The sequence below is a fragment of the Bacillus songklensis genome, from assembly GCF_042649685.1.
GTDB classification, from domain to species: Bacteria; Bacillota; Bacilli; order Bacillales; family Bacillaceae_H; genus Bacillus_BA; species Bacillus_BA songklensis.
Window position 1 is genome coordinate 582,994 of sequence record NZ_JBHRZT010000072.1, and the last position, 24,556, is coordinate 607,549.

At 40.8% G+C, this 24,556-nt stretch carries 24 protein-coding genes and 2 pseudogenes; 7 read left to right on the forward strand and 19 right to left on the reverse strand.

Annotated elements, in window-relative coordinates; all coding sequences use genetic code 11:
- Positions 1-27: 27 nt before the first annotated feature.
- The 8 genes from ACFOU2_RS21835 to ACFOU2_RS21870 form a co-directional block, all read right to left on the reverse strand.
- Positions 28-627, reverse strand: coding sequence for a cell wall hydrolase (locus ACFOU2_RS21835; protein ID WP_377918388.1), 600 nt, complete (start codon positions 625-627; stop codon positions 28-30).
- 590 nt (positions 628-1,217) lie between these two features.
- Positions 1,218-1,655, reverse strand: a complete 438-nt coding sequence (locus tag ACFOU2_RS21840) for a hypothetical protein (RefSeq protein WP_377918389.1) — start codon at positions 1,653-1,655, stop codon at positions 1,218-1,220.
- Positions 1,656-1,785: 130 nt separating this feature from the next.
- A complete protein-coding gene (locus ACFOU2_RS21845; protein WP_377918390.1) occupies positions 1,786-2,469 on the reverse strand; it encodes a YsnF/AvaK domain-containing protein in 684 nt (227 codons plus the stop codon).
- Positions 2,470-2,606: 137 nt separating this feature from the next.
- Positions 2,607-2,945 (reverse strand): hypothetical protein, encoded by a 339-nt coding sequence (locus ACFOU2_RS21850; protein WP_377918391.1) that lies wholly within the window; start codon positions 2,943-2,945, stop codon positions 2,607-2,609.
- 1,204 nt (positions 2,946-4,149) lie between these two features.
- Positions 4,150-4,506 carry a LysE family transporter gene (locus ACFOU2_RS21855; RefSeq protein WP_377918700.1) on the reverse strand — a complete coding sequence of 119 codons (357 nt, stop codon included), beginning with the start codon at positions 4,504-4,506 and terminating at the stop codon, positions 4,150-4,152.
- Between the two features lie 107 nt (positions 4,507-4,613).
- Positions 4,614-4,868 carry a hypothetical protein gene (locus ACFOU2_RS21860; RefSeq protein WP_377918392.1) on the reverse strand — a complete coding sequence of 85 codons (255 nt, stop codon included), beginning with the start codon at positions 4,866-4,868 and terminating at the stop codon, positions 4,614-4,616.
- 339 nt (positions 4,869-5,207) lie between these two features.
- Positions 5,208-5,960, reverse strand: coding sequence for a sulfite exporter TauE/SafE family protein (locus tag ACFOU2_RS21865; protein ID WP_377918393.1), 753 nt, complete (start codon positions 5,958-5,960; stop codon positions 5,208-5,210).
- A gap of 278 nt (positions 5,961-6,238) precedes the next feature.
- Complete coding sequence (locus tag ACFOU2_RS21870) at positions 6,239-7,177, reverse strand: VanW family protein (protein ID WP_377918394.1); 939 nt, start codon at positions 7,175-7,177, stop codon at positions 6,239-6,241.
- A gap of 569 nt (positions 7,178-7,746) precedes the next feature.
- Between ACFOU2_RS21870 and ACFOU2_RS21875 the strand changes: the two genes are divergently transcribed.
- Both ACFOU2_RS21875 and ACFOU2_RS21880 read left to right on the forward strand, forming a co-directional pair.
- On the forward strand, positions 7,747-8,679 hold the full coding sequence (locus ACFOU2_RS21875) for a PD-(D/E)XK nuclease family protein (RefSeq protein ID WP_377918701.1): 933 nt from the start codon (positions 7,747-7,749) through the stop codon (positions 8,677-8,679).
- Positions 8,680-8,853: 174 nt separating this feature from the next.
- Positions 8,854-9,510 carry a Bax inhibitor-1/YccA family protein gene (locus tag ACFOU2_RS21880; RefSeq protein ID WP_377918395.1) on the forward strand — a complete coding sequence of 219 codons (657 nt, stop codon included), beginning with the start codon at positions 8,854-8,856 and terminating at the stop codon, positions 9,508-9,510.
- 350 nt (positions 9,511-9,860) lie between these two features.
- On the opposite strand, the gene ACFOU2_RS21885 is transcribed toward ACFOU2_RS21880, so the two are convergent.
- A complete protein-coding gene (locus tag ACFOU2_RS21885) occupies positions 9,861-10,481 on the reverse strand; it encodes an NUDIX hydrolase (protein ID WP_377918396.1) in 621 nt (206 codons plus the stop codon).
- A gap of 200 nt (positions 10,482-10,681) precedes the next feature.
- Here ACFOU2_RS21885 and ACFOU2_RS21890 point away from each other — a divergent pair, with 200 nt between their 5' ends.
- A complete protein-coding gene (locus ACFOU2_RS21890) occupies positions 10,682-10,894 on the forward strand; it encodes a DUF5370 family protein (RefSeq protein ID WP_377918397.1) in 213 nt (70 codons plus the stop codon).
- 168 nt (positions 10,895-11,062) lie between these two features.
- Positions 11,063-11,254 (forward strand): small, acid-soluble spore protein, alpha/beta type, encoded by a 192-nt coding sequence (locus ACFOU2_RS21895; protein WP_377918398.1) that lies wholly within the window; start codon positions 11,063-11,065, stop codon positions 11,252-11,254.
- 360 nt (positions 11,255-11,614) lie between these two features.
- Here ACFOU2_RS21895 and ACFOU2_RS21900 read toward each other — a convergent pair.
- Positions 11,615-12,111: pseudogene (locus tag ACFOU2_RS21900) on the reverse strand (hypothetical protein).
- 44 nt (positions 12,112-12,155) lie between these two features.
- The gene (gene fumC, locus ACFOU2_RS21905; protein ID WP_377918399.1) at positions 12,156-13,544 is read right to left on the reverse strand and encodes a class II fumarate hydratase; all 1,389 of its coding nucleotides are present in this window, start codon (positions 13,542-13,544) and stop codon (positions 12,156-12,158) included.
- Positions 13,545-13,858: 314 nt separating this feature from the next.
- Here fumC and ACFOU2_RS21910 point away from each other — a divergent pair, with 314 nt between their 5' ends.
- Complete coding sequence (locus tag ACFOU2_RS21910; RefSeq protein ID WP_377918400.1) at positions 13,859-14,038, forward strand: H-type small acid-soluble spore protein; 180 nt, start codon at positions 13,859-13,861, stop codon at positions 14,036-14,038.
- A gap of 144 nt (positions 14,039-14,182) precedes the next feature.
- A complete protein-coding gene (locus ACFOU2_RS21915; RefSeq protein ID WP_377918401.1) occupies positions 14,183-15,115 on the forward strand; it encodes a VanW family protein in 933 nt (310 codons plus the stop codon).
- Between the two features lie 615 nt (positions 15,116-15,730).
- Here ACFOU2_RS21915 and ACFOU2_RS21920 read toward each other — a convergent pair.
- The 8 genes and pseudogenes from ACFOU2_RS21920 to ACFOU2_RS21955 form a co-directional block, all read right to left on the reverse strand.
- A complete protein-coding gene (locus tag ACFOU2_RS21920; RefSeq protein ID WP_377918402.1) occupies positions 15,731-16,012 on the reverse strand; it encodes an AbrB/MazE/SpoVT family DNA-binding domain-containing protein in 282 nt (93 codons plus the stop codon).
- 229 nt (positions 16,013-16,241) lie between these two features.
- Complete coding sequence (locus tag ACFOU2_RS21925; RefSeq protein ID WP_377918403.1) at positions 16,242-17,105, reverse strand: sulfite exporter TauE/SafE family protein; 864 nt, start codon at positions 17,103-17,105, stop codon at positions 16,242-16,244.
- A gap of 145 nt (positions 17,106-17,250) precedes the next feature.
- On the reverse strand, positions 17,251-17,835 hold the full coding sequence (locus ACFOU2_RS21930; RefSeq protein ID WP_377918404.1) for a cysteine hydrolase family protein: 585 nt from the start codon (positions 17,833-17,835) through the stop codon (positions 17,251-17,253).
- Positions 17,836-17,850: 15 nt separating this feature from the next.
- Entirely contained in the window at positions 17,851-18,171 is a 321-nt protein-coding gene (locus ACFOU2_RS21935; RefSeq protein WP_377918405.1) for a cupin domain-containing protein, read from the reverse strand.
- A pseudogene (locus ACFOU2_RS21940) lies at positions 18,146-18,298 on the reverse strand (YqcI/YcgG family protein); the annotation flags it as partial. The pseudogene ACFOU2_RS21940 and the gene ACFOU2_RS21935, both read right to left, overlap by 26 nt.
- 138 nt (positions 18,299-18,436) lie before the next feature.
- Entirely contained in the window at positions 18,437-20,863 is a 2,427-nt protein-coding gene (parC, locus tag ACFOU2_RS21945) for a DNA topoisomerase IV subunit A (protein WP_377918406.1), read from the reverse strand.
- 1 nt (position 20,864) lies between these two features.
- Complete coding sequence (parE, locus tag ACFOU2_RS21950; RefSeq protein ID WP_377918407.1) at positions 20,865-22,835, reverse strand: DNA topoisomerase IV subunit B; 1,971 nt, start codon at positions 22,833-22,835, stop codon at positions 20,865-20,867.
- Between the two features lie 376 nt (positions 22,836-23,211).
- Positions 23,212-23,625 carry a CoA-binding protein gene (locus tag ACFOU2_RS21955; protein ID WP_377918408.1) on the reverse strand — a complete coding sequence of 138 codons (414 nt, stop codon included), beginning with the start codon at positions 23,623-23,625 and terminating at the stop codon, positions 23,212-23,214.
- A gap of 311 nt (positions 23,626-23,936) precedes the next feature.
- Between ACFOU2_RS21955 and plsY the strand changes: the two genes are divergently transcribed.
- A complete protein-coding gene (gene plsY, locus ACFOU2_RS21960) occupies positions 23,937-24,533 on the forward strand; it encodes a glycerol-3-phosphate 1-O-acyltransferase PlsY (RefSeq protein ID WP_377918409.1) in 597 nt (198 codons plus the stop codon).
- Positions 24,534-24,556 lie beyond the last annotated feature (23 nt).

Consider the following 24,556-nt stretch of genomic DNA (forward strand, 5'->3'; position numbering starts at 1 on the left):
ACGGCTTAAAAAACACGAGTCCTTTTATTATTTTGCAAATACATGATTACCAATAACTGTTGTTACCGTACGAGATGCAATCCAATGGCTTTTGGCAGTTTTCGGATTATAGAAGAATAAAGAACCATTTCCTAATCCTTTCATAGCAATTGCTTCATTTACTGCACGTTTAGCTTCTGCAGATGCAGGTTGGTTAATTGCACCGTTTTGAACGGGTGTAAAAGCATAATGTCCGTTCGAAATTTGATAAATAACACCTTTTATGGTATTAGGGAAATCTTTAGATTCCACACGATTTAACACGACCGTAGCTACTGCTACTTTCCCCGCGTAAGACTCTCCTTTCGCTTCAGCATTAACCAAGCGAGCAAGCAAATCTTTTTCATATGGTGTTAAAGGAGAAGTTGGAATTGTCAGATTTTCACCAATATATAACATGTCATTTTTTTTATTATTCACTTTTTTAATTTCTGTAACGGGAACTCCATATTTATTCGCAAGCTCCCAAATAGATTCTCCATATTGAACTTTATCCACCGTAGATGCTTCTGCAGCACCCTGAGCAGCCATAAATGTAAAAGCGGCAGCGGCTGTTACTAACCATTTTTTCATATTACGTAATTTCATCTTGTCGTACCTCCAGAAATATTATCTTGTATTACCATAACATATGAATCTAGCAAAATCAGTAACAAAGAATGTAACAATATTTTAGGGATATTAAATACATTACATCAACATTACATATAATAATTATTATTAAAAGATAATGAAATTGTTTCCAGCGGGGTCTTTCCATACAGGACAAGACATTTCGTTCACTTTTTTAATTAAAATAGTCATTTAATGAACTGAAAATAAAAAAGCAAAAAATGGATTAAATTACCACAAAAAAATAGATTTATTGAGGTCTTTTTCGAAGATTTTCTAGAATTTTATGTATAAGATTTATTATAAAAATACAAAATAGAATTTAGTCTCATTCGTTGGTGGTATTATTTCCACTTCGATGATTGGCTTTGTTAAATTTCATTGTTGATTTTTTATCAAAAAAAATGGCAAAAACAACCGATCTTTTCATAATTGTTTTTGACTTAACGCCACCCGTTTATTGAATAACAAAATTAAATTTCATCGAAAAAGTGAGGATTTTCAGGGGTACTTAAAAAATGTTAACAAACGATATGAGCTGGTAAGGGAGTACAGACACAAGTACATTACCTGTTTCTAATGAAAAATAGATGCCACCGTAAAAATAACATACCTATAAAATAAAAAGGTACAGAATACCAAATAGACCACCCTTTATATATAAGATAGCCGAATTTGATTGATAACAGTTCATACAAAATCGAACAAACCGTAACAAAAAAAAGATAAATAATAAAATGTAACCTTCTTTTAGGCATAAAGTTTAGAAAAATAACACCAAATGATGGCGGTAATGCATCTTGTAAAAAAATGTCTTTAACAGGAATGTCTTTCGTTACGAAATCATAAAGGTCATATACCATTCCAAAAATTAAATCAACACTGAGGGCAAGTGTTGCCATGATCCCCCACGTAACATATATCTCTTGTCTTGACAATCGTTTAGGCATAAACCAAATAACAAACACGGTTATAGCTAACGATATATATGCAAATACATACATAAATGTCCTCTTTTCTGTCGCGATATCTTTAATCCTATTTTCTCGAGGATCATAATTTTGATCAATTAATTTGAAATTTTTGGGAACAAAGGAATTTTTTTATTAATAGTATTAATTTTCATTAGATTAATCAGGAATGTTTTTCCGCCTCTTTGTCTATAATTTTAGCGTTTCCGATAGTTTCCACACGCACCTTTTCTTTTTTCAAAGTTTCTTCAACATGCTCAGTCTGTTGGAATTGCCGTTTATAAATTGCGACATCTTCTAAAGCAGTCGGATGCTTGACGACCTCAATGCGTTCTTCGCTAATAGGAATTCGGATGGTCTCTGCATGTTCACTCTTGTCATCCGGATTTTCTGCATCTAAAACTTTCTTCTCAATTACAAGTTCCTCATGGGTCACAGGCACGACAATTGTTTTTTCCTCCGTGACAACCTCTTTGTGCATGGTGACTGCTCCTGTTTGTACCCATTTCTTGGAGATATCCAACTGTTCTTTGCGAAGCTGGAGCTTTACGTCATGATCCGCACCAGATATAACATGCTCTGAGATTTTGCCGGTATTCCCATATGAGTCATGTCCGGCAGCTTTGCGTTGTAAAAGATAAAATCCAATTATGCCACCCAGTGTTCCGCCAATCAGAACACCTGCTACTGTTGCGGTAATGGCTCCGATTCCGGGAATAAATAAAATACCCGTCGGTTGATTCAAGAGACTGGCTGCTGCCCCCAAAACTCCTCCGATGATCGCACCCGTAACCATTCCTTTTGAAGTCAGCGTTCTTTCTTGACTAAATTCCAATTTCTCTGCCATATTGCATCCTCCATAATCGTCTTCAAATAAGTTGCAACTTTCCCATCCCAAGACATGATAAAACAAGAGTCAAATCTTGACTTCAAGGACTTTTGAAAAAACACCTCACAAATTTCGAAGCTTGTCTAAAAGGTAGATTATTCTGGTCTTCGATAAATACGACCGCAAGCTAATCTTGCAGCTGGAACTCCTGCACCCGTGCTTAATGCTGCCCCTACAGGTCCACCCAATGCAGCACCGCCAGCGGCACATCCGGCTGCTACTATTGTGACGCAATCATCAAAATTTCCAGTCCCCCCCATTTCTTCTTTGTAGGCTAAAGCTTTGTCATTTGTCATGTTCATTACCGTGTTGGCATCTGCATCACTTAAATCAATCCCTAAAGCGGAAGTAACCTGATCACGGACTCCAGTTAGGACTTCTCCATTTCTGTTAGTGATCGTGATGTCTCCCAATGGTCCGCCCATTCTTGGCATATAATCTCCTCCAAACTATGATTTTTCTTTCATATAATGTTTGAAAGTAGAATTTTATATGCAGAGAATAATCATTTATCTATAAGTTACACCCGTGAAAATTCATATATAATGATATTGATTATTTAGCACACTGTTTAGTTCATTCTGTAATTAACAACATAAAAAGGACACCAAACAAACAGCTTATGCTGCTCATTTAGTGTCCTCACGCTCTCGCTCTTGGACATTTATTCGCTTGTAAACCTTGGTTCTTTCCTATCAATCCATTGCATTCGTTTAATCAATGACTAATTCCATGATGCTTGCAATATCCATAACCGGAAAATTATTTTCCATGTGTCCCGCCTCCTTTAAAACTTTCAAGAGACATCACTTCCCTTGTGTTTCTTTATATAAATTCGACATTTTTCGATATTTTTTTAGTCATTGATAAATAGGCGAAATATTTAAATTTTTTAGTTGAAATTCTCAGCTGGAAAGTTTTTTAGGAAACATCATACAAATTTCGTTTCTATATAAATCGACATAAAGAATATAATATGGGCAAAAAACGCCCATGCTGCATTCTTTATGCATAAGCCTCTGCCATTTGCTTATTTGGTTCCAGTCTTTCGTACCAGGCAAAATATTTCAAAAAACCAACAAAATGAAGTATCATTTAATTGTCACCCATGACAAATCTCCCCCTTACTGAGGCTAGAAGGTCCCCCCCTTCTAGTCTTTTTTGCTCTAAAGCAGGATGACATGTCAGTGGCTTTTTGTGGCAACGGAACTATCCTTTCATTGAATGCAATAAAACAGATTCTAATAGGTGATGCTTTTGTTTCCATCACGTATCATCTTTTGTTTTGTCTCCATACTAATTAACAAACAGCGAGGTGATTTTGATGTATGATTGGATATATGACCATATCATTAACACTGGATTTTTTATTGCTTTGTCAATTTTTCTCCTGCCTGTTATACTAATCTCCCTTATTTTGAAACCATTTAAAAAGGCAAGGAAAAGCCAAGGTTAATTTCTTTTAGCTTCCGGGCAACTTACTTACTCGTTTGTGTTTACTACGCCCCTCTTTTCAAAATCCCGGCTTCAACAAAGAGACTGTACGCTAGGCCCTATTAAATATGATATCCTGCTCCGTTTATTCAATAAAAAAAGCGGCACCCATATTCAAGGAATGCCCCCGTTCGTGAAAGATATTTACCTCAAGAATGCGAGGCACCCAAGGATAATGATCAAAGCTCCAGCTATTTTGTTTACTGACTTTAAATGAGGTGTAATCTTACTTCTAACTATACTTACACCTAAACTTAATAGGATCCACCAGAAAATTGCCCCCAAAAACACACCAAAAACGAATGTAAATGCCGTTGAAGTAGAACTCGCTGCTTTATTAAAACCTAATCCAGCAAACATAGCTGCAAAATTTAGGATAGTGGTAGGATTAGTTATCATTAGGAACAATGTGGACAAATACATCCCGGCTAATCCGTTTCCCTCTAAAGATGCTGCCCTTTCAGCAGGTTTTCTTAAAAAGGTTTTAAGTCCTAAATACAGAAGAAATAGTACCCTGCCATTTTACCTTTAGAAAGAGTTCTTTGAAATACATAATAACCCGATTGGCCCTACTGGAGCAGAAACTGAAAAACCTAAGATGATACTTTTTATGAATAACAAACAATCATACGGTTTCGATTTTCTTGTATTTTAGCCTTCACTTCTTTCGTCAAGGACATGCTTTTTGCCTCTTCAACGGAAGGTATCCTCGTATCTATTCCATTTTCCACCGCTAACAGCCACATATCTTGACTTAGCGCCAATTCTTCCGCCATTTGAGCTAACTGCACCGTTTCCTGAAGAGCCTGACGTGCATGACCGCCTTTACGAATAACCGATTGATCAAGAACGCTTAGTTTCAATAATATGACCTTCTTCCTGCTGATCTTGCTTGACACTGGGATCTAACAAATGAGTCCAAACCCTATTCTATCATTTTAAGCAACCCATTCCCTTTACGCAAACATGTACATTCAATACAATGAAAGAGTTCAATCAATAAAAGAAACTTCCATCAGTGGAGGTCTTGCTGCCTGTTAATGCGGGATAAAAAACATGCGATGAACCGTCATTAAAAATCCAAGAAAATCAAGGATTTCGGTGACGGTTCATCGCAAAAAATAGATGATTGTCATTCCCCGAAGACTTTTGAGTCAGCTCCGTTTTTTTTTGTGGATGAATCATGGAATCCCTTCAAATGCTTATTGAAATAACAATAAAAAACCGGCAAATGCAGGAGTCATGATCATGGTCATCTTTAAAAGGTTTTTGGGTGCAAAACCGGTAAACTTAGCACCTACATAAGCGCCGCACATGGTTCCTGTCAATACTTGCAAAAGTAGCGTCAAATCTAAATACCCCTCCAAGTTATATCCGACCCCACCGCCCAATGCGATTGGAAGAATCACCAGCATCGTCGTACCGATGGATTGGCGAATCGACAATCCCAGCAGCGTAAGCAGTCCGATTTGAATGAAAGGGGTAGAACCGATTCCAAAGCTTCCCGATAATACACCGGTGATGATGCCTAATAAAGCCGCTTTTCCTATTGTCATAAAATGAAGGTTATTTTCTTTTTCGTCTCTCTTTGTGATATTTTTCACCAAATACAGACGAACTACCAACAAAAGAGAAGATAGGAATAACATACCGGCTGTTAACCAGTGGAGAGAGTGTGTAGGGATGACGGCAGCAATTTTTGATCCGATAAAAGCTCCGAGAGCTCCAAACCCGCCTACTATTAATCCAATCTTAAGCGTCATATTCCCTTCTCTATAATGGCTGTATGCACCTGATAAACTAGTAAAAGCCATTGCTGCAAGCGATGTGCCAAGCGCTGTATGGATTGGAACCTCAAAAACGAGAGTTAAAATGGCGATAATAAAGCCCGCTCCTCCCGCTCCTATAAATCCAAGCAAGGTTCCCATGGCAAACATAGTTAAAGTAATAATCATGGATGTTTCCTCCGTCAAAAAGGTGTCTCATTCATTATTTTATTATTAGACTATTTTTTCCTTTTATCAAGAGATTTATCGCTTTTATATGAATCAACTACAATCTTTTTTCCATCTTTCAGCATGTCTTTAAAAATCCTCTGTATAAAAACAAGAAATAAACAATCAGAAAAACCCACCTTTCCATGAATCGGGTGGGTTCTGTTTCTCATAAATAATGAGTAGAGTTTTTTATTTATGCTGCTTGAAAACGGTTCCTCTTTCTTCCAAAAATTATGTTAAACATACCTTTTTGCTGTTCTTATTTCTACCGTTATGTGTCCTTGTTTTTTATCCACGAATGTTTTGATCACAATCGGATAATCTTTGTTGTTCACAAATTTAAAGTCCGGTCCTCCCCAGGACACTGTTGCATCTCTTCCTACCGGCACATATCCGACCGTTTTGGAGTGATGCGTGATGGCTGTAATGGTTGCGCCTGTTTGATCGACTGCATTAAACAAGGTGGAGGATGTTTGGCAAATGCCTCCTCCTATTCCCATCACCAATTCCTTGTTGATAATTTCATGGGCGGGCTGATATCCTCTTTCAGCTGTCCTTTGTCCTACTGTTTCATTATATGAAAAGGAATCGCCAGGGCCGATTACTACATTATTGATCGCCCGGGCCGATAACTCGATATTGCGATTTCTTCCCGTGTCTGTTTTTCGGAATCCCGTTTTATAAGAGCCAATCACGACTTCATTTATTCCCCGTACACTTTCGGGTGTGACGTTTGGCATCGTCTCATATATCGGCACATTCACATCCAGTTGAGTTGGCTTTAAGTTTTTTAGATTTTCCACTAACTCTTTTTCACTTAACACGATTTTTTTTGTTCCGTTTATCAAATTCCCGTTGGCATCAATTTTCGCATTTTTCATCGGTTTGTCAATTTTCTCAGCCATTTCCCTGGCTAACTGCTTTATCTCTTTTTCATACACTTCTTTATTACTGAAATGTATCGGTTTATATTCTTTGAGTACTTGGCCTGTCCTCGAATCTTTTAAACTATAAACAAAATACTCAGGCTTTATTTCTTTCTTTCCTAATGCCTGTTCATGCATTGAATGTTCTTTTGGCGCTTCAAGCTCTTGAGCTGCAGTTACACTCGCTTCCTGACTTGCACATCCGGCTAACAAAAAAAATAATCCTATAATTGCCCCCAGTTTCTTCATCTGTCTTCCAACCTTTTCTATCTCATTATTTTTCTTCCACTCTGATACAGTATAGGAATTATATACAATTTCAGGAGTTTTTCAATAGTTCTTTATAAGGATACTTATGCCATTTATAAACTATAAATCAGAAAACCATAGGCTTTGCACCTATTAATCTCGTTCAGATACGATGTAATATCAACTCTGTTCCCCCTCACCATACCTATTATCTATATGAAAAAAGATTTTGTCTTATAACAACAAAACACCCAATCTTCTCCAAATACTTTCTATCCGATTATATTCTCTTTCCATTGTTAGGTAAATACCATTTCTTTAGTTCTTTCGTCCCTTTAATACTGAAACGAAATGCGTTGAAATGTTCCAACAAATAAAGATTTCAGAATATTAGACCACTTTTGCCTGAAGTAAGTTTCATCATTTTAATAAAAAATTTCTTTTGAATTGCTTTGCCCATTTCCAATCCGTCTCTTTTTGATAATCGGAGAACTATTATCTTTTACAAGCTAGTATACTAATTTTATAGAAGTCTAGATTTTATAAGGATGTGACAGACCTTGTTTAAAGTGAAAGCTTTTCCTGAATTTTCATGGTCGTATTCCCGACATAAAACATTGACGGACTGTGTGCGGAAGTATGGATATGAGTATTACTTCTCTCATAACGGCTGGCTCTTTGATTCCTCCCCACTGAACAAGCATGCATACCGCTTGAAAAAAATCGTGAATCTTCCTATTTTATTTGGCCAAGCCGTTCATGATGTCATTGAGAGTACCATCAAACACAACATAAAAACCGGGGCTATTCCAAGCACGAAAGAGTTGGAGCGGCGTGTTCGGCTAAGCCTTCGAACGGCATTTCTTGACTCTCGTGATCGTAAAGACCTTTGGCTGCATAAACCTAGCCGCTATACGATGTTGTTTGAAATGTATTATGGCGGAGAACTTCCAGCAGCGGGTGTCCAGGAGATTCATGATCGCCTGGACGTGTGTTTAAAACACTTTTTACACAGTAAATCCTTTCGAGAGATGACATCAGGTGGACACATTCATTTTCTCGAATCGGAGCGATTTCGCACAGTAGAAATTAATGGTGTAAAACTTTATGTCGTGATGGACCTGCTTTATCGAGACTTGCAGCGTGATAAATGGGTGATCGTGGACTGGAAAACAGGCAGCAAATCATCTGATGATGTGGGCCAATTAGCTGTTTATGCGCTGTATTTGATGAAAGAATGGAACGTTCCGCTTGAAAAAATCGAGATTCGCAATGAATACTTGCTGACTGGCGGTTGCCACACCTACCATCTTACACCGGGCGATATTCAGGCCATGTTGGAACAAATGGATGCAAGTGTACAATATATGAATCATTACAAGCTTGACACCGCGAAAAACGAACCTGTACCGCTGGAGGAATTTCAGCGAACCTCCCATATATTCCGCTGTCGGCGCTGTAACTACAAGGAACTTTGCGATACCAGTACCAATAACGATTAAATAGACACTAAGTTTTACAATATTGTTCATTAATAGAGCTTTTATTTTAAAGCGCTATTCCACACACCTTTCAAACGGCTGGAAGCAAAAAATAAAAAAATGATCTTCCCGTTGAAACCATCGTCCTGTATATTCGTATAGAAAGAAAAGAAAATAAGTGAGGATGATGAATAAATGGAAATCGTCCGTTCTCGAAATTTACTTGTAGAACGAGTGTTACCGCATTTCTTTTTAACCCTTTTGATTAGTTTTATCGGCATGTTATTAGGGATGGCCTTTATCCCTGCAGGCATTGCGATTGCAGTTTCGTTTGTGGTTCTGATCGTGCTGATTGCAGCGACCATTAAACGGGCAAAAGACCGGAAAGTGTCCAATTATGGCGTCCAATTCTCAATGCCTTTTGTCCATACGCTTACCTTTTTAATGGGGATTGGGATTTATCCGGCTATTGCATCTTACATCTCATCGATGGGAGCTTCTTTAGTGGTGTTGGCCTTTGGTGTAACGACCACTTTATTTGGTTCATTGTTTGTTTATACGTATTTTACGAAACGAGACTTTACGTTTTTAGGCAGTACGTTATTTAGCGCTTTGCTGGCACTTATCCTGTTATCGATTGGGGGATTGTTCGTTCAAGCGGAATTTTTCCATCTGACACTAGCGTGGATTGGAGTCGTCATTTTCTCGGGATATATGCTGTATGACGTATCCAGAATGAAGCATGCCACCTTCAGTGAAGAAGATGTGCCAGGAGCGGTATTGGACTTATATTTAAACTTTATCAACTTGTTTCTCGATATTTTACGTATCGTGAATTCCTTCAAAGACTAATACAATACAAAAAGATGGGGCCGACTCGAAAGCCTCTAGATGACGGTAATCATCCACTTTTTCTGTGATGGGCCGTCACCGCCATGCTTGGTTTTCCTGGATTTTTAATGACGGTCCATCGCGGGAGGGTGTCCCAAAAGTATGTTCTTTGCAACTTTTGGGACACCCTCCTTCTTTTTGTTCATATATACTTATTTTTCAAGACAGAATCCTTGCTGAACTGTAAAACGGCTCTTATTGGTCGAAGCGTTTGACACTGAGCGGCGCGGCCAACATGTTCTTAGCCTTTTATCAACAACGATCCGCTTTATATTGCCTTACAAAAAAGAATAAATCCGCTTTTTCTCCCGTCATTCCTCATGAACTACCTCGAGAAAGTGCTTGAGAATTCTTGCGGTCAATCCCCAGATGACTTTATCGTCATAGTAGTAGAAATACTCATCCATCGTACGGGCTTGCCAATTATAATTCTCCCCGCCGACAATTAAATCAAACGGGAAGTTTTGTTCCGGTTCCACCTTAAAATTGATTTTATACTCATCAGGTTCTATCTCTTTTAAAAAAGAGAGTGGTATCGTAAAAACTTCTCCTACTTCAGAAGGGTTTGGTTTCATTTGTTCCGGATGCTCAATGATGCCGACATACGGATAGACAATGGTGCCAAAAGGAGAAATCATATAATCCAAAGGAAAAACGTTGTTGATGCTGCTTTCCTGTATTCCTAGTTCTTCTGATGTCTCACGAACAGCTGTATGCCGTTCATCTTTGTCGGTATTGTCAATTCTGCCCCCTGGAAAACAAATTTCTCCGGGTTGTCTTCTTAAATCAAGAGCTCGAACTTCAAATAGGACGTGGATGTCCTCGTTTTTTTCGATTAGTGGTACAAGAACAGCGTATTTCGAAAAATTTTCACTGCCTAAAATGGCAGGAGTTCGATTGTGTAGTTTGGTTATCAATTTTTCTATTTTCATGTTTTCCCCTCCATTATTTCCTTCAGAAGAAAAAGTATGTAAACGATCGAGTCAGAAGAGATTCAGCCGGAATTCGCAAGAGAACCATGAAGAAACGTTCCTCCAGTATAAAGGCCTAACACTCCTAAACGAACCTTCCCTTCATGTATTCCCGTAAAAAGGGAATACTAAAAACACTTATGAAACAGGGAGGATAAAAAATGGGAGCCATTGAGCAAGGAGGATACCGATTTGAACCCGAATACAGCGTGCTGCTTCAAAAAGGTGGATTGCATGTATACAAACATGGAGAATTCCTTGAAGAAATTGAATTCACGTTTGAAGGAAACAGCCCAAATCCGGAACAGCTGGAGCAATTGGTCAATTCCTATTTAGAGAATCACTCACATGATGACGAATCATTTGGTCAATAAGCGCGAAAACCATCGGACGATTCTTTATTTCCAACGCTTATAAAAGCTTCCTTCCCATTTCCCGATTTTCGGCACCGGCAATCATAAAATTCAGTCTTGAGGAAATGATAAAAATGAGCATCTTATCGGTGTTCACATTTCCTACTACATTCAAAGGGGTGTTATCTCATGGCAAGAAACAAATTGGTCGTGCCAGGTGCGGAAAATGCTCTAAATTCCATGAAAGAGGAAATAGCGAATGAAATGGGAGTGGAATTAGGCCCCGATACGACGGCTCGTGCAAATGGTTCCGTTGGTGGTGAAATAACCAAACGCTTAGTAGCCATGGCTGAAAATCATCTTCAGAATCAGCAGAAATAAATTGAGTAAGAGGCTGTCCCATAAGTCTCTAATCAATGGCAAAAGTTGATCTTTACTGAAAGGACCCGTCACGGAATTCTTTGATTTTGCAGGATTTTCATGACGGGTCCCTTTCAGGAGGATGACTCAAAAGGTATGTCTTTTTATACCTTTTGAGTCATCCTCTTTTAATTCGTCACTTCTTCATATGCTCTATCATTCCTTTACTGTCACAAACAATAGAATCATACAGAACAAGTTTGAATGAAGGCGCTTCTGCATGAATGGGATGCTGCATACGGCATACAGGACGTCAGCGGGGGGGATTTCCCATTCTCCCTGTCCTTTCCCTCTATTGCCTCTGCCTTATTATATGAGATGCTACATTGGCGTTTCCAATAACGGATCCAGCCCGTCAAATGACGGAAACCTATCAGGATGAATAATCGGAGCCAACTGTTTAAGTCCTAGCAGCAATCTCGGTGATGGCCGGCAATAAAGGGCCTCTTCCAGAACATGAATGTGGTTGGCTTTTATGGCTTTCATATCGCTCCAACCCGGCCTTTTAAACAGAATGGAAGGATTGATTTTGTTCGTCTGTACCCCCACCCAAGCCAAACAAATATGGTCCGGCTCTCTCTTTTTCACTTCTTCCCAATCCGTTTGTATACTGGCCTTATCAATATGACCGAATAAATTGACACAAGTTGAAGGTCTTCCACAAGGTCCATTTGAATGTTCAAGTCTGGTCCAACGCGCGGCAGATTATGTATGGCTGCAGGCCAATCAGAGTAGTCATCCACCCCTACCAGGAAATCTAGACATTCCAAATAAGCAATCAGTTCCGTGTTACTTGGGCAAAGTGAAACAACTCTCATCCCCTCACCTCGTTTCCTTTGGATGTTATCTTTCGTTGGAGCCTTTATTCCTTTGGCCCAATCATGTTTTCAGGCTTAACGATTTGGTCGAATTGCTCCTCTGTCAGCAATCCCGTTTTTAAAGCCGCTTCTTTTAAAGTCAGTCCTTCTTTATGTGCAAGCTTCGCAATGGTTGCCGCATTTTCATAACCAATATGAGGGTTTAATGATGTCACGAGCATCAGCGAGTGATTCAAGTATCGTTTGATTGTTTCACGTTTTGGTTCAATTCCAACAGCACACTTATCATTGAAGGCCGTCATGGCATCAGCCAGCAATCTCGTTGACTGCAATAAGTTATAAGCAATAACCGGTTTAAAGACATTTAGTTCAAAATTACCCTGGCTTGCCGCAAAGCCGATGGCCGCATCATTTCCCATCACCTGTACTGCCACCATGGTCAGTGCTTCACTTTGTGTAGGATTCACTTTACCGGGCATAATTGAACTTCCGGGTTCATTTGCAGGAATGGCCAATTCACCAATGCCGCAGCGGGGACCGCTTGCGAGCCAACGCACATCATTGGCGATCTTCATCAAATCCGCAGCCAAGGCTTTTAATGCACCATGCGTATACACCACTTCATCATGGCTTGTTAAGGAATGGAATTTGTTTGGTGCCGAAACGAATGTTTTTTGCGTGAAGACGCTGATTTCTTTTGCGACCATGTCCCCGAATTCAGGGTGCGCATTAATGCCTGTTCCAACGGCTGTACCGCCAATAGCAAGTTCCTTCATGAATTCAACGCTTTCCATGATCATCTTTTCATCTTTTTCCAACATACGGTGCCAGCCGCTGATTTCTTGACCCAATGTTAAGGGGGTAGCATCCTGTAGATGTGTACGCCCAATTTTAATGATATCCTGAAATTCCTCTGACTTTTGCCGGAATGTCTCTTTCAAATTTCCCAGGGCAGGCAATAATTGATCTTCAATGGCCAAAACGCCTGCTACATGGAGGGCTGTCGGAAAGGTATCATTGGAACTTTGCGACATGTTCACATCATCGTTTGGATGAAGGCGATGCTTACTGTCTGTTTCTTCAAGCAATTGGTTGCCGCGGTTAGCGATGACTTCGTTTATATTCATATTGGACTGGGTGCCGCTTCCTGTTTGCCAAACGACAAGAGGGAAATGGTCATTCCATCTGCCTTCTAAAATCTCATCCGCTGCCTCCACAATGGCATTTGCTTTGTCTTTTCCTAACTTTCCAAGTTTTTGATTACTGATGGCTGCGCTCTTTTTTAAAATCGCAAAGGCCCTAATGACTTCAATCGGCATTCTTTCAATCCCAATCGGAAAATTCTCTTTGCTCCTCTGTGTTTGCGCTGCCCACAACTTATCTGCCGGAACATTTATCTCGCCCATTGTATCTCTTTCGACTCTATATTTCATCATTCTCCTCCTAAATGATACAATTAAGGTATTGTTACCTTCCTTTAATTTATTACTTATTCTCTTTTCCTTTAGAGAGGCGGTAATAGCCTGTAAACGAGTGATTTTCTCTTATATTCTGTGCTACAACTACCTTCAACATGCTGCTCTCGAACTCCTGCCGCCTCTTGATTAAAACAAAGCTTTATAAAAGAACCATAACATCCGAATCAGGTCAAAAGACCATAAAAACCGCCTCTAGGCGATTGTTTTAGGAATACTTAAACAATTTGGAGGAAATATTATATAGCGTAAATCAAAAGGAGGTTATGATTATGGATGCACAACGTGCACAAGAAATTGCCGCTTCTCCAGTCATGGCGCATGTAACTCACAATGGAGCCCAAGTCTATATTCAACGTGTAAACGAACAGGATGGAACAGCGAGTATCTATCATCTCGAACAACCGGAAATTCAACAAGAAGTTCCTGTACATAGCTTAAAAGAACATTGATTATCCGAATATTTCCTTTATAGGAAAATCTTCAATAAAAACACTATCTTGAGCAGGTGGTGTTTTTATTTTCTCTTTTTTGACCAGTTCCACATGAAATGGTCCATTCCTACTTATAATAAGCTAGGGGAGGGATGCCTGCTTATGAAACTAACATGGATGGCTGGACTATTGCTGCTCGTTCAACAACTTAATCTTCCTGACAGCTTGTCGGTTAAACAGCACGAACAAACGATTGCCATCGTTAACCGGGCTGATTTTACGACATCCTTGCCCGGTGTTCAAATGATAGACACCAATAAATACGATCGGTTTATCGAAAAATTAGACCAACAAGTGTATCAGGCGCCCGTTAATGCCGCAATTGATGATCAAGGTAAAATTCTTCCCGGTCATACAGGACACAAGCTGTACCGGCAAGCATTTACGGAGAAATTTTATACTTATTTTTTTAGTAAAGGACCATCTACGGTGGAAGTACCCTTGCTTACCATTTATCCAAAAGTCGACAGCGAGTTGCTTTCAAACATTCGGGTACAACGGATTGGTCAATATATGACTTATTTTAACTCCAACAATAAAACACGCTCGCATAATATCTCACTTGCTACAAAAGCCATCAACAATTACGTTGTATTTCCCGGCGAGACATTTTCATTTAACAAGGTTGTCGGCAAAAGAACAGAAGACAAAGGATATATGCGTGCTCCTGTGATCGTCAAAGGAGAAATGTCAGAAGGGATTGGCGGAGGAATTTGCCAGGTATCATCTACACTGTATAATGCCGTCGACAATGCTGGGATCAAAATTGTTCAGCGCTACTCCCACAGCAGACGCGTTCCTTATGTTCCGCCTGGCCGTGACGCTACGGTAAGTTGGTACGGTCCTGATTTTCGCTTTCAAAACAATTACAACCAGCCCATATTGATTCGTGCTAAAACATATGGAGCTAGAATGATCGTCACGATTTACTCCTCGGAATCCATTAATTATGAGCCCAAAAAAGCTCCCAGTGCTTCAGATCGGCTGCCCCAAGAGATGAATGAAGGAGCAGATGTCACAACAGAAGACCGCTGAAAGTGTCTAGATTTCAACCAACCTTTTTACCTGCTAAACGAACGTTTCCATAAAAAGAGCAATACCCGTATTAAAAGGGTATTGCTTTTGTACTTAGATCTGGCCGCAAATTGTACAAGAAAGGGAGACCGGATCTATTTGACCAACCATACTTTAATATATGATGCTATTTCAAAGCTTGTCTAAGTTAAAAGCCTTTGTTTATATAAATCCAACTTAATTTTTTAACCTTTGTCACCGATCCTTCTTCTATTTGCGCGTTTCTGTTTTTTCATCTTGAATGAGCTGACAAAGGTCTTCGTATAAGCGGCTGGCAAGAGCCCATAAGGGAGATTGGCAGCCGCTTATGCATAAATCATTTGACATAGGCAAAAAATGCCCATGCTAACTTCTTTATGCATAGGCATGAAAGATAGGACATTCCCTGCCTTTAATTTAAATAGATGGTGACTGCTCATGTATAAATGGGTACTATGGTTAAGAAACTTATCGTTATAATATCCGGTTGTCCGCACAATAAAAGCGGGGAGATTCTCCCCGCTTTTATTGTAACGATGTTGGGTGGTTTTTAGCTGCGTACCGCTTCGTCAAGTCGAATTGGCAGCGGTTTTTAATTTATGAGGTTTTTGTGTAACGTCCTAATTCCTTCAATAGCATTTTCATTCCTTCTGGGCTTAACGTGATTTTTCCTTCTGCAATTCGAATATTTTTTGATGATATTTCTCCTGTGAGGGCACATGCACCAAAGGGTTCGTACTTTTGGAGGATAATGCGATTATCTTCCACGAAAATTTCTACAGGATCTTTCTCATCAATTCCAAGCATTCTTCTAAGTTCAATGGGGATCACCACACGTCCAAGGCTGTCCAGCTTGCGTACAATACCAGTAGATTTCATCTATTTTCCCTCTTTCTTTCATTGTAAGTCCATATAAAAGATTATACAAAAATTTTTTCTTTAAACTCCGGTATCATTATACTGTAATAAAAATGTAATAATTTTGTCTTTTTATCCACTCGTTTTGCATAAAACATAAAACCCATTATTTTTTGAATTTATGGATCAGCCTCTGTTTCATCAATGCATAAAAAACACGCATAGTCATGATATGCGCGTGAATGGTCAGTTAACTCATGTTATTTTTTTGCGTGTAAATAAGATAGGCCAAGCAGCAGCTCCATCCAAATAAAATAACCGCATATAAAATCCATGTCGAGCTTTTTGGTAAAGATACGGATGCAGCAACCGTACGTGCGTTAGTCAGCAGAATGCATCCCCCGACAAGAACCCCTAAATAATGTGGGGGGATCATTTTGACAAGCCAGGCTGCAATTGGGGCGGCCGCCAGTCCTCCAACCATTAAGGTGAGAACCCAGTACCAGTTCACTTCCTGCCATCCTAACGAGAGGAAAAACCCGAGACTTGCTGATGCTGCAATGACAAATTCGCTTGTGTCTACCGATCCGATCACTTTTCTTGCCTCAATCCCCCGTCTGGCGAGTAATACAGGGGTGGATATCGGTCCCCATCCTCCCCCTCCTGTTGCGTCCGCAAATCCGGCGAATAATGCTAGAGGAATGAGTGCCTTTTTCGTATAAGGCTTCGTTTCCTGTTGTTTTATGCGTGACGGAAAGGTGAAGCGATATAAAATATAGGCGCCAAGAAAGAATAAAAACCCGGCGATAAACGGTTTGACCGCTTCTCCCGGTAGGCTGCTCAAGAAACATGCACCGACAAAGGCCCCGACTGATCCCGGAATAATCATGGTTTTGACCAAAAAACGATCTACGTTTCCAAATCGGATATGGGCCGCTCCGGAAGCTGCCGTTGTCACGACTTCCGCTAAATGAACAGAGGCAGAGGCAACAGCAGGAGCGATTCCAAAGGTTAATAATAACGAGGTGGATGTCACACCGTACGCCATGCCGAGTGACCCGTCAATTAGCTGTGCTAAAAAACCGATAAAAATAAAAACGATAAGTTTTTTCATTGTTGAAACACCCTTTGATGTGAAATGGTACTCGATCAAACAAGATATTCCAAACAGGAAGAGCGTGCTTGCGTATATAAACAAGAATATGAACGTAACTGTCGAAAAGTTAACATCAAAAAAGGAGTGTCCCTTGGCCCTCCTTCTAACGAATCGCTGAATTCTTTTCAAGTGCATCCACGACATCCAGAACCTCTTGGGTGGATACGACTTGAGCAAACTCTCCATGAAGAGAAGCAAGTGCCAGATGATGAACGGTATCGGCATCATAGTGTGTTCCATCATAGGACACGGTCTCAAAGCAAGCCGTTGCGTCATGAACAGCATAAACGAGATATCCGAGATTTCCAGCCATTCTCACAGTCGTGGAAACACAGTGATTAGTGGTAAGGCCGATGATCACGAGTGTGTGATAGCCATTGGCTTTCAAATACGTATCAAGCTCTGTGCCGATGAAACAACTGTTAACGTGCTTCCGAACCAAATATTCATCTTCAATCGGACCAAATTTATCTTTAAATGGAAAACCTGGCTGCGCTGGATGCAGGGGAGAGTCCGGATTTTGGGAGGCATGTTGAACATGGATGATCGGGTATTCTTTTATACGCCAGGCTTGAATCAGCCTAAGCATTTGTTCTTCAGCACGAGGGTTGTTCCGTATCCCCCACACGGGCTCCTCAAATCCTTTTTGAACGTCGACTACGACTAATACGGGGCGACTTTGTGCCATCTAATCCATCATCCTTTACTTTTGATATTCTTTTAAAATTGAAATAACATATGTGCAGCCGTTCGGACCGGGTTTAGGAGAATGAACGGTATTTTTAGGAAGAGCCATACAGTCGCCTGCTTCACACAGGGTCGTCCCCCCTTCGGTATAAAAATAAATGGATCCTTCCAATACATGCAAAATCTCATCTGTCAGATGTGTATGGGTTGTATGCTTGTGGTGAATCACGTCATCCTGGACTTCTGCATAATCAGTATTTTTCGGAAGCAATCCCCTCACTAATTCTTCAAGATGGCCGCCAGTTCCTTTTTTAATAAAAGCCTTTTTTATGTGCATTCTCTACACTCCTTTTCATAAGAAATGGACATCGATTCAGCCTGCTTGTGTTGACATCGCGCAAGAAATATTGCTTCCGTTCTCGATCCTTTTCAATGCCATATGAACCTAATGCGGGATAGGTATCTACCTCATCCTCTTCTTTTCCCTAACGCTACAATGTATTGTAAAAAGATTGAGATTATGAGAGATATTTTGTTGGCATTTTATCTATCCGTCTTCCCATGAAAAAAGACATTGGCTCGGTCCAATGTCTTTTTCTATTTTACGATGATTTCGGCTCTTTCCACATCATGATCACACTTCCTGCTTCATCTTGATCCACAATAAAGGAGCCGTTGCTGTAACGGTCATTCAGTCTGAGAGAAACTGGATCCACTTGTTCTGTCACCAGTTTTTCGGTTTGTATCCATAGAAGGTCGTTCCGTGTAACAAATTCGATTGCGGCGACTTCATGAGGATTTCTCTTCACTTCACGAATCATGACGAGTCCTCGTTTCGCTCTTGATGATCGTTCAAATTCTTTCATGCTCATTTTCTTTACGGCACCTCGCTGTGTCACCATGATGAGTTCACAAGAGTCACCTTCTCGGAATACCTTGCCGTTTACAACATAATCGCCGTCTTTTAAATTGATGCCTTTTACACCGGCCGCTCTTGCCCCTACCACATTCACTTCTTCCTCGGGGAACCATAATCCGTACCCTTGTCTTGTTGCCAGGAAGACCTCTTGTTTACCGTCGGTCATATGGACATCGACGACTTCATCATCCCCTTTTAAGTTAATCGCTACAAGCGGACGGGAATAGCGCTGGGCTTTGTAATTCGCAAGTTCCGATTTTTTCACCATACCGTTTTTCGTTACAAACAGCAAGAATTTTTCTTCTTCAAAGTTGGCGACCGGGATGGCTTGTACAATCGTTTCTTCTTTTTCAATCGGAACGATGTTTGTCACATGCTGCCCCATATCTTTCCAGCGAATATCCGGAAGTTCGTGGACCGGCAAGTATAAGTAACTTCCTTTATTCGTAAACAGCAGCAGAGTCTCTGTTGTATTGATTTCCAGTTTGGCAATCAAACGATCTGTGTCTTTCATGCCAAAATCCTGGCCGTTAGAGGCCGCGTATGAACGAAGGCTTGTCCGTTTGACATACCCGTCTTTTGTCACCGTCACCATGACATCTTCCGACGGAACCATTACTTCCAGGTTAATTTTCAGCTCTTCAATTTCTGCTTCGATTTTTGTGCGGCGCTTATCGCTGTATTGCTTTTTCACTTTGCGTAAATCCGTTTTAATGACCTGCAGCAGTTTCTTTTCACTGCTCAAAATCAGCTCCAGTTCGGCAATCTTTTCTTCCAGCTCTTTCGCTTCTGCTTGTAAAGCGGTCACATCCGTATTTGTTAAGCGATATAGCTGTAATGAGACGATTGCCTCTGCCTGTGCTTCCGTAAAATCAAATCGGACGATCAAATTGTCTTTTGCATCCCTTTTGTCTTTCGATGCACGAATCGTAGCAATCACTTCGTCTAAAATTGATAAGGCTTTGATGAGCCCTTGGACAATATGCTCCCGTTCGCGTGCTTTATCAAGCTCATATTGCGAGCGGTTAGTGATCACTTCCCGCTGATGTTCAATATAGGCATCCAAAATAGCAGGAAGCGTCATTAATTTAGGACGTTTTCTTGATATGGCAACCATGTTGAAGCTATACGGTACCTGCAAGTCCGTATTTTTGTATAAATAGGCTAAAACTCCTTCCGCATTGGCTTCTTTCTTTAGCTCAATCACAAGGCGCAAGCCGGTACGATCCGTTTCGTCACGTACTTCTGAAATCCCCTCAACTTTGCGGTCAAGGCGCAATTCGTCAATCTTTTTCACCAGATTTGCTTTATTCACTTCAAATGGGATTTCAGTGATGACAATTTGCTGTTTGCCGCCTCTAATTGATTCGATGTCCGCTTTTCCGCGAATAATGATTTTTCCCTTTCCTGTTTCATACGCTTTTTTAATGCCATCCACACCTTGAATGATACCGCCTGTCGGGAAATCCGGCCCTTTTATAACGGTCATCAAATCCTCTACCGTACAAGAAGGCTTGTCAATGCGCATGATGGTTGCATCGATGACCTCTCCTAATTGATGGGGAGGGATTTCCGTTGCATATCCTGCTGAAATCCCGGTTGAGCCGTTCACTAGTAGATTCGGGAACATGGCCGGTAAAACAACCGGCTCTTTGCTTGTATCATCAAAGTTCGGAACAAATTCCACCGTCTGTTTTTCGATATCGCGCAAAAGCTCGGATGCAATGGCGGAAAGCCTCGCTTCCGTATAACGCATGGCGGCCGGGGGATCCCCGTCGACGCTTCCGTTATTCCCGTGCATTTCAATCAGCAAATTGCGAAGCTTCCAATCCTGACTCATCCTGACCATTGCGTCATACACGGATGAATCACCGTGCGGGTGGTAGTTACCAATGACATTACCAACGGTTTTTGCCGATTTTCGAAACCCTTTTTCCGCTGTATTGCCGTCTACATGCATCGCATATAAAATCCGGCGCTGAACCGGCTTTAATCCATCTCTTGCATCCGGCAGCGCGCGTTCTTGAATGATGTACTTACTGTATCGTCCAAAGCGGTCGCCAAGTACATCTTCAAGAGGCAAGTCTAAAAAGCGTTCTGCTTGTGTCATCTTATTCTTCCTCCTTTGCGACCGTTACGTTTTCATTATCTAAGATGTTTGGGTCTTCCTCCAGGCCGAAGGCGACATTGTTTTCGATCCATTTTCGTCGAGGCTCGACTTTGTCTCCCATAAGGGTCGTAACACGGCGATCCGCACGAGCGGCATCATCAATACGAACACGGATGAGTGTACGGGTTTCAGGGTTCATGGTCGTTTCCCAGAGCTGATCGGCATTCATTTCGCCAAGCCCTTTGTACCGCTGAATCATGTATCCCCTGCCGACTTTTTTGATGGCGCCCTTTAATTCATCTTCATTCCACGCATATTCTACCACTTCTTTTTTGCCGGTTCCTTTGCTTACTTTGTATAGAGGAGGAAGTGCGATAAACACTTTGCCTGCTTCCACAAGCGGTTTCATATAGCGATAGAAGAATGTCAGCAATAGCACTTGGATATGGGCACCGTCTGTATCAGCATCGGTCATGATCACGATTTTATCGTAATTCGCATCGTCTAAAACGAATTCGGCTCCGATGCCGGCACCGATGGCATGAATGATCGTATTGATTTCCTCATTTTTGAAAATATCCGAGAGCTTCGCCTTTTCTGTATTGATGACTTTCCCGCGAAGAGGCAAGATGGCCTGAAAGCGGCGATCCCGTCCTTGCTTGGCCGAACCACCCGCTGAATCACCCTCTACTAAATACAGTTCATTTTTTTGCGGGTTTCGTGATTGGGCAGGTGTTAGTTTCCCGCTTAAAACAGTTTCTTTCCTGCTTCGTTTTTTTCCGCTTCTTGCTTCTTCACGCGCTTTGCGCGCTGCTTCCCGTGCTTGGGCCGCTTTAATGGCTTTTTTCACCAACAGGGAGCTAATGTCCGGATTTTCTTGTAAAAAGTACGCTAATTTCTCGGAGACGACCGCATCGACAGCAGAGCGTGCCTCGCTTGTCCCAAGTTTTCCTTTTGTCTGGCCTTCAAACTGCAGTAATTCTTCTGGAATTCGGACAGAGACAATGGCCGCTAAGCCTTCACGAATATCCGTTCCTTCCAGGTTTTTATCTTTTTCCTTCAACAATCCGACTTTACGGGCATGTTCATTAAAAATGCGGGTCATCGCACTTTTCGCACCAGACTCGTGCGTTCCGCCGTCTTTGGTGCGAACATTGTTGACAAACGAAAGAATGGTTTCGGAATAACCATCGTTAAATTGAAACGCAAATTCCACTTCAATGTTGTTTTGTTCGCCGTCGAAAAACAGCACCGGATGTAGTGAGTCTTTGCCTTCGTTTATGTACGAAACAAAGGCTTCAATTCCGCTTTCATATTGGAACACATCTTGCTGATCGTATCGTTCATCGACCAATTCAATTTTTAATCCCTTCAATAAAAAGGCAGATTCCCGTAATCGTTCACTTAATGTGTCATAGTTATAAGCAGTTGTACTGAAAATCTGGGCATCAGGTTTGAAATGAATCTTCGTCCCTGTTTCCCGCGTTTTCCCGATTTTTTCAAGAGTGGTAACAGGTTTTCCACCGTTTTCGAAACGTTGTTGGTACACAAGACCATCACGTTTAATGGTCACTACCAGCCATTCCGACAGGGCATTTACTACAGATGCACCCACTCCATGGAGACCTCCGCTTGTTTTGTAGCCGCCTTGACCGAATTTACCTCCGGCATGAAGCACCGTTAAGATGACTTCGGGCGTCGGTTTTCCGAGTTTGTGCATCCCGGTAGGCATCCCCCTCCCTTTATCTTGAACAGAAATGGAGTTATCGTTATGTATGGTTACTTTTATGTAGTTTCCGTATCCGGCTAACGCTTCATCGACAGAGTTATCAACAATTTCATAAACAAGGTGATGCAAACCGCGACTGTCGGTACTGCCGATGTACATGCCTGGCCGTTTTCGAACCGCATCCAGTCCTTCTAAGACTTGAATCGCGTCATCATTATAGTCAAATATTTGTTTCTTACTCAAAAATACATACCCCTTTCAATTAATCCACAATCCAGTATCTCCTATAAAAACTTGGCTTCGTCTGAAACGTTCCAACTAATCAGATTGAAGAGATATGGTCTTTCTTTCATTTTCACTCTAATCTCCGCTGAGGGGCAACTGTTCCTTACTGTTAGCCTCTTTGCCCGAAAACAAGAACGTATGTTTGATTTTAACATAACTTGTTCGATTTTTAAATATCATTGCTCATTTTATCTCGTTCTAATGAGTGGCAGACCCTTCACTTATCATACATATCTTAGCACTATTTTAGCGAGAAATGGATAATTCTAAAACTAAAATTATGAAAAAGTAAAGAAAATCCCTGTATTTAACAAGGATTTTCCATAAAAAATGACTATTTAGTTAAAGCATGTTCCACTTTAATGCAGCGGTCCATGACAACAGTGTAACCTTTTTCCTTCAATAATTGATACGCCTCTTCATTGGCTAATCCAAGCTGGGCCCAAAATACATCCGCATCAATTTCCAAAAACTCTTTCGCTACATCCAACAAATGCTCTGAGCGGCGGAAGACGTTGACAATATCGACATGTCCTTCGATGTCCTTTAACGATTTTACGGCTTTAACCCCTAATATTTCATCCGCATTCGGATTTACCGGAATAATTTCATAGCCGGCATCTTGCATAGCTTTGGATACCATATAAGATGTTTTGGCGGGATTGTCCGACAATCCCACTACCGCAATTCGCTTACTATTTTTTAAGATTTTTCCCAGCTCTTCACGTGAAGGAATCTCCATTTGCATGATTATCTCTCCTTTAAACAAGTGTCTGATGTATTACGTTCTGTATGTATACCCGATTTCCTGCTTATTATCACCAATTTCTTGTCGCTCAACCCATCGGATGAGTATAGTTTTCTCCTATGCCCCGTCTGTTTGCCCCACAGTTTGACCACTCTCTATGAATTGCCGGTTGTAGTTTCAAAAGGTTCCTGTTAAAATCCTCTATGGTTATGAAAAGGATTTTCAGAGGTAAAGTAAGAATGAATAAGGGATGGAGTTTTCTTGAACTCGTGGTAAAATGAAATAACAAGAGAGAAAAAGGAGAAATATATATGCAATTTATCTTACCCATTCTTGCATACATAATCGGATCCATTCCGTTTGCTTTAGTTGTGGGGAAAGTCGGATATGGAATTGATATCCGCGAACACGGAAGCGGCAATCTTGGCGGGACAAATACGTTTCGCACACTGGGGGTCAAAGCGGGTTTAATTGTAACGAGCGCCGATATTTTAAAAGGAACACTCGCTGCTTCTCTTCCTGTTTTATTTAACGCAGATCTACATCCGTTATTTGTCGGGATGTTTGCGGTAGTCGGTCATGTGTACCCGCTATTCGCTAATTTTAAAGGAGGAAAAGCAGTCGCGACTTCTGGTGGAGTTTTGCTATTTTACAGTCCCCTTCTTTTTGTCGCCATGCTCGCCTGCTTTTTTGTAAGCTTGTATGTATCGAAATACGTCTCGCTTTCATCGATCATAACAGGTATTTTCGCCTTCATTTATACACTTTTTACGAGAGATATACCGTTCATTATCGTCGTTGGGCTCCTAGCCAGTTTTGTCATCTGGCGCCACCGTGCAAACATTCAGCGTATTATGAACAAAACTGAACCAAAAGTCAAATGGTTGTCCAAAACACCGAGAGCCTGATGCAGGCCCTCGGTGTTCTTCAT